Source organism: Limnohabitans sp. (assembly GCF_046052765.1).
Classification (GTDB): Bacteria; Pseudomonadota; Gammaproteobacteria; order Burkholderiales; family Burkholderiaceae_C; genus Limnohabitans.
Window position 1 is genome coordinate 1 of the sequence record NZ_JAVLFQ010000004.1, and the last position, 5,051, is coordinate 5,051.

The following is a 5,051-nucleotide window of genomic DNA, read 5'->3' on the forward strand; positions in this document are numbered from 1 at the left end:
AATATGTCCAACCCTCCAAAATTGCGAGGAACTGGCATTCTTTATGCTTTGAATATATCGATTGGTTGATCTCTTGACATTCAATTCTTATTGAAACTTTCAAAACTGGTCTTGCATGACAACCAATCACCTAATTTTGAATCCAAAAATATTAAAAAAAGAGGTGTCGTAGAACAGAGCAGATGTAAAGAAGGGGGTAGGTGTCATGGATACATCATTTTCACTTCGCATTGACGCAAATGCCAGGCGGTGGGGCGGCAACCATTCACCGCAAGGTGATCGACAAGACCGTCGCCGCCAGAAATTACAGGCATTGCTTCAAGCCTTAAAGGCCGGAGAGCTGGATGCTGCGCGTTTGGCCTTCACCGCACTGATCAACTTCGACCCAAGCGTTTCATCTGACCCTTATCTGCATAAGATTGGTTCAGCGCTTCAAAGCAGTAATTTATACGCAGCTCAACACTTTGGCTTGGAATTGCAAAGTCGGGGAGGGCAGCTTCAATCAAACGCTGCAGTCAATGAAACACGGCCTATAACCAAAAAAATAGATACTCTAGGTGGGGCTGTCAGTTTGCCAAGAATTGATTTCTCTGCTTGAAAGAACTAAACCCATTTTGGGTTACATGAAAAAATAAAAGTAGATGATGATTTGCATTCTTCGCAATCCATCAGCTCTGCCGATTTGATGGCCAGAAGCGTCATAAATCCTCTCGCCGTCAATTCGGCCCATTTGAGAGCCTGAGGCGCTGTAAAGGCGTTCACCATCAATGCGACCAACCTGACTCCCAGATGAGTTGTAGACGCGTTCACCATCAATGCGACCAAGTTGTCTGCCCGATCCGTCGTAAATGTTGAAACCATCAGCTCGACCGATTTGATGTCCCGAAGCATCGTAATACCGTTCACCGTCCACTCGACCAATTTGACGACCACTGCTGTCATACATTCTTTGACTCAACGCTGATGTAGCCGTAAGTAAAAGAATCAACAAGGCAGTGATGGTTCTGCCAATCTTGAAGTTGTTAAATGGAATCATTTTTTGGGACTGCATTCGCCGCAACAAAACATATTTTGGCCAGCCAGTTTCTTAAATACGCCAAGTGCTCGTGGCTTATGGAGTCCACATTTGTAGCAACTCAAGGTCGCCATGGAGCTAGAGCCTCCAAATGGAGATCCTGCTTCCTTGGATTTATAACGAAGACCATCGGTGGCAATTTTTGTGGATTCGTCTCTTGGCATGGTTGTCATTTTAAGATACCAAAGAATTAAGCAGCATTGCTGACAGATTTCTGTCTGAAAAATGGTAATGCCTTTGATCATTGCTCTCAAATCAAGCATAGAGGATATTTGAATGCTCAAACTCATCAGCGCTACACCCAGCCCCTACGCCCGAAAGGTAAGGATTGCTCTGGCTGAGAAAAACATTCCGTTCGAATTAATCACTGAAGTTCCATGGAACCAGGGGGCGTTGACTGAGCAGTACAACCCGCTTGCTAAGCTGCCCGTGTTGATGCTTGAAGATGGCAGCAGCATCTATGACTCACGCTTTATCCTTGAGTATTTGGAATACATGTATCCCCAAACGCCACTGCTATCAAGCAAAGTGCCGCAAAGACTGATGGCAAAAAAATTGGAAGTGCTGGCAGACGGCGTATGCGATGCGGTGGTCTTGGTGTTTTTCGAACGCATGCGGGGCGAGCACGCAAGTGCAGAATGGACTGTGCGCCAAGTGCACAAGATTGAAGCTGGTGTTCGAGAGTTGGCAAGATTGATCGAGAAACGACAATTTGCGGTGGGAGACCAGTTTGGTTTGGCTGACATCGCTGTTGGTGCCGCGCTTGGTTATTTGAAAGTGCGGTTCACGGACTTTGACTGGCAGACCTTGTATCCCTCATTGGCTAGCTACTCGGCCAATCTGGAGCAGCGACCCTCTTTTCAAAGCACCCAACCTTATCCCCAGACCATCACAGATAAAGTGGTTTGAAATCGTCTTTGCCGTATTGAACAGATAAGCTGTTGAAACATTCGCATGCACCAGAAATTGACAATCACCTGTGTCGATGAAGCAAACTTCCAGTTCTTTAAATTCACAACACTTATTTCATCACGCAAGAAGACTCTGTGATTTGCCAATTGTCTTTAAGATATTTTGCGGTGTACTCACAAGATCCTGAAGTACCTTGGAATTTACCTGTACCACCTTGCATGGTGATCATTCCACGTCCACTTGAGCCAGCAGACACATCACCTTGTTTTCTCTCTGCGGTGAGGTATTGAACATCGCCATCTTTGTCAGTCAAACTGCAATTGGCCAAGACTTCAGATGAATCTTTTGAACGGAATGCACGGATGACACAGTTTTGAAGGTACTCTCCATTGAAGATGGCATTCGTACTTTCAGACGTGATAGCGATACCTTTTAAGGTTCCGATGGTGAGTTTTCCATCTCTCCAATCCATGGTTTGAAAGTCAGTTTTAATAGAAGCAATGTTCTTGTACTTGGTCTCAGCTTGGGCAAAATTGACCAATGAACAAATCATCAAAACGGCTAAGAGGACTTTGGCTGTTTTCATAACTCTCTCCAATTTAGTTATTGACACGGCAAAACTTCAAGAATCGGAGATTTCGAATTGCAAACACCCAAGACAACCATAGATTAGAGAGAGATTAAAGTCAACTTGAGAAAATACTGGATATCAAATTAATTTTCTTAAAAATTTGCTAACTCGCTAATAAATTTTGCAGTCCGCGCAGGCGTTATGTCGAAATGATTAGGCACTTGGTATTCCTAGAAGATTCAATGCACATCAAAATTAAGCATCCTGAGGGTTTTCCACTACTTAAAATAATTTGCTTGATTCTAAGAACAAGCGCAGAATGAATTTGCAGGTGTTTGATCAATTGGATCGCTCACCAGCATGGGCGAAAGCCCTTTTCTTGAAGCGTATTCCTACGCTTCGTGCAGGTGCAACAATATTCTCTTGCACTTGGCACCAGTGACTGACATCCTCCCGTGGTGACAGTCCGGCCCGATTGATTAAATTCAGTAGGGCTTTTTCATATTCTCGCCAGGCACCAACTTTCAAGTACATCAGACTTAGTGATCTACCCACTAAATTCATTAAATGGTTTCAAATGCAGACAATCAGTATTTGCCCTATGCATTTTTAAGTGATAACAATCAATACATTACATGGCGCTTCATCAACCAAGTTTGAAGAGGTTGATCTGGCCCACCAGCGTCCTAAAACACTGTCTTGATGCTTGTGGCCAATAACGATTAAATCCGCAGATACTCTGGCTGCATAACGTGATATTTCCTTTACTGAATTTCCAACCAATAAAACTCCAACGCATTTAAAGCCATCGTTTTTAATTAATTCAACGCCGTGATCTAGTTGAAGGTGACTTTTTTCAGTATCAAAAATTTGATTTTGAGGTTCAATCAAAATGCCTTCGCCAATTGGATAGAAGATCTCAGCAATTACAGATACGAGATGTATTTCTGCGTTTGCCCATAAAGCCATTTCTTTGCAGTTGATCAGTGCTTTTTGACCCTCTTGCGAACCGTCATACGCTAAAACAATTTTTTCATACATAAAAAAATCTCCTTAGGTAATGATGTCTTTCTCAAAAGCATTAAGAAGCTAAAAGAATAACTCGCTTGGGTGCAATCAAAGTCTTGCAACCCAGAAAACACATCCCTCAGACCCATATTTTTCTTTATGCTCGACTAGGGCTGGCACATGGAAAGTGTCACCTGCAAGCAAATGGCGCGTTTTGCCCTCAACAGTTAACCAAAATTCACCTTCAATGACAATGGCGTCAGCGGTGAATTCGTGGTGATGAAATTCATTTTCTGCATTCGGTTCCCATCGCCGTTCCAGAACTTCCTTGTAGCCTTGATGCAGTTTTTCTTCTGTGAAATCCTCGAAGCGTAAGTGTCTGATTTGTTCCATGACATTCCCCTTTAAGAAGAATTAATTCAGACAAAAATAACAATAACCGCGATCAAAGCAATTTGGTTAAATGTTTTTAATTAAAGCTTCAAAACCTACCTTGGACTGACAATTTACCTCAATTTCAATAGACGCGTTGGCGTTCAAAAATAAGGGTTGCAACACCATTTACTTTTAGTATACTGTACAAAAACACAGCATATAGATATGAGCGCAGTACTTCAAACCATCAGCCAAGCAGTGCATTCAGTTCCTGCAGGATTTCCTGCCGCGGCCAATGAAAGGAGCCATGAGCAGGTAAGCCTTGATAGTTACCTGGTGTCTAATCCTGCCAGTACAGTGCTCTTTCGTGTTCGCGGGGAGTCCATGACTGGTGCCGGAATCTTTGACGGTGACTTGCTGGTGGTTGATCGGTCTATAGAACCTATTCACGGGCAGGTTGTGGTGGCCGCTATCAACAATGACATGACAGTCAAGCGCTTGTACAAACGAGCGTGCGAGGTAAAGCTTCAAGCTGCTAACCCACAATTTCAAGACATCACTTTTGTAGAGTCAGATGAGATGTCAGTTTGGGGTGTGGTCACGTTTAGTCTCAGGCGCTGGAATTGAGTTCACTCCAGCCCCTTGACTGATGCCATTGACCGTGTAATATACGTGCAATAACTTGATGAAATTTGAGGGCAAAAAGTCACCCAGAGGCCCTCAGCGCGACAACTAGTTGCGTATAAAAGGAAAAAGTGCAGCTTTTAATCTGGCTTTTTTAGGTGGCTCCTCGACCTGGGCTCGAACCAGGGACCTACGGATTAACAGTAGATGAATCCGTAGTGCTTACGCTGCAAACCCTTATATATCGGGGCTTTTCAAGGGGATAGAATTTAGCCACTAAAGTCACCACTAAACTCTATCGTGCCCAATTTATCACAAAATCCCTCAAAAAAGAAGTATCAGGGGAGTGGGGCGAACCCCATAAAAGGCACGATCGAAACGATCCCCAACTACCCCTCGAAGTTAGTCATTTTTAAGGTTGAATCATCACCGTTTTATTGGTGCCGTGTTTACGTGAACGGTCGTTACACAGTCCGAAGCCTTAAA

7 protein-coding genes are annotated in these 5,051 nt (G+C 43.6%); 3 read left to right on the forward strand and 4 right to left on the reverse strand.

Annotated elements, in window-relative coordinates; translation table 11 throughout:
* The first annotated feature begins 205 nt into the window (after positions 1–205).
* Positions 206–598 carry a hypothetical protein gene (locus tag AC9UG7_RS00470; RefSeq protein ID WP_509583020.1) on the forward strand — a complete coding sequence of 131 codons (393 nt, stop codon included), beginning with the start codon at positions 206–208 and terminating at the stop codon, positions 596–598.
* Positions 599–619: 21 nt separating this feature from the next.
* On the opposite strand, the gene AC9UG7_RS00475 is transcribed toward AC9UG7_RS00470, so the two are convergent.
* Positions 620–1,036: a 5-fold beta-flower protein gene (locus tag AC9UG7_RS00475; RefSeq protein WP_509583022.1), complete on the reverse strand. Its 417-nt coding sequence runs from the start codon at positions 1,034–1,036 to the stop codon at positions 620–622.
* Positions 1,037–1,351: 315 nt separating this feature from the next.
* Between AC9UG7_RS00475 and AC9UG7_RS00480 the strand changes: the two genes are divergently transcribed.
* Entirely contained in the window at positions 1,352–1,984 is a 633-nt protein-coding gene (locus AC9UG7_RS00480; protein WP_509583024.1) for a glutathione S-transferase family protein, read from the forward strand.
* Between the two features lie 112 nt (positions 1,985–2,096).
* Here the strand turns inward: AC9UG7_RS00480 and AC9UG7_RS00485 are convergent, their stop codons facing one another.
* The 3 genes from AC9UG7_RS00485 to AC9UG7_RS00495 form a co-directional block, all read right to left on the reverse strand.
* Positions 2,097–2,573 (reverse strand): hypothetical protein, encoded by a 477-nt coding sequence (locus AC9UG7_RS00485; protein ID WP_509583026.1) that lies wholly within the window; start codon positions 2,571–2,573, stop codon positions 2,097–2,099.
* Positions 2,574–3,167: 594 nt separating this feature from the next.
* Positions 3,168–3,599, reverse strand: coding sequence for a universal stress protein (locus AC9UG7_RS00490; protein WP_509583027.1), 432 nt, complete (start codon positions 3,597–3,599; stop codon positions 3,168–3,170).
* A 75-nt stretch (positions 3,600–3,674) separates the two neighbouring features.
* The gene (locus tag AC9UG7_RS00495) at positions 3,675–3,959 is read right to left on the reverse strand and encodes a cupin domain-containing protein (RefSeq protein ID WP_509583029.1); all 285 of its coding nucleotides are present in this window, start codon (positions 3,957–3,959) and stop codon (positions 3,675–3,677) included.
* Between the two features lie 207 nt (positions 3,960–4,166).
* Between AC9UG7_RS00495 and AC9UG7_RS00500 the strand changes: the two genes are divergently transcribed.
* A complete protein-coding gene (locus tag AC9UG7_RS00500; protein ID WP_509583031.1) occupies positions 4,167–4,568 on the forward strand; it encodes a LexA family protein in 402 nt (133 codons plus the stop codon).
* The last annotated feature ends 483 nt before the right edge of the window (positions 4,569–5,051 follow it).

What these genes read in the sequence shown, in the direction of transcription:
- AC9UG7_RS00470 (WP_509583020.1), top strand. Translation starts at nt 206, where the DNA reads ATGGATACATCATTTTCACTTCGCATTGACGCAAATGCCAGGCGGTGG.
- AC9UG7_RS00475 (WP_509583022.1), bottom strand. Translation starts at nt 1,036, where the DNA reads ATGATTCCATTTAACAACTTCAAGATTGGCAGAACCATCACTGCCTTG.
- AC9UG7_RS00480 (WP_509583024.1), top strand. Translation starts at nt 1,352, where the DNA reads ATGCTCAAACTCATCAGCGCTACACCCAGCCCCTACGCCCGAAAGGTA.
- AC9UG7_RS00485 (WP_509583026.1), bottom strand. Translation starts at nt 2,573, where the DNA reads ATGAAAACAGCCAAAGTCCTCTTAGCCGTTTTGATGATTTGTTCATTG.
- AC9UG7_RS00490 (WP_509583027.1), bottom strand. Translation starts at nt 3,599, where the DNA reads ATGTATGAAAAAATTGTTTTAGCGTATGACGGTTCGCAAGAGGGTCAA.
- AC9UG7_RS00495 (WP_509583029.1), bottom strand. Translation starts at nt 3,959, where the DNA reads ATGGAACAAATCAGACACTTACGCTTCGAGGATTTCACAGAAGAAAAA.
- AC9UG7_RS00500 (WP_509583031.1), top strand. Translation starts at nt 4,167, where the DNA reads ATGAGCGCAGTACTTCAAACCATCAGCCAAGCAGTGCATTCAGTTCCT.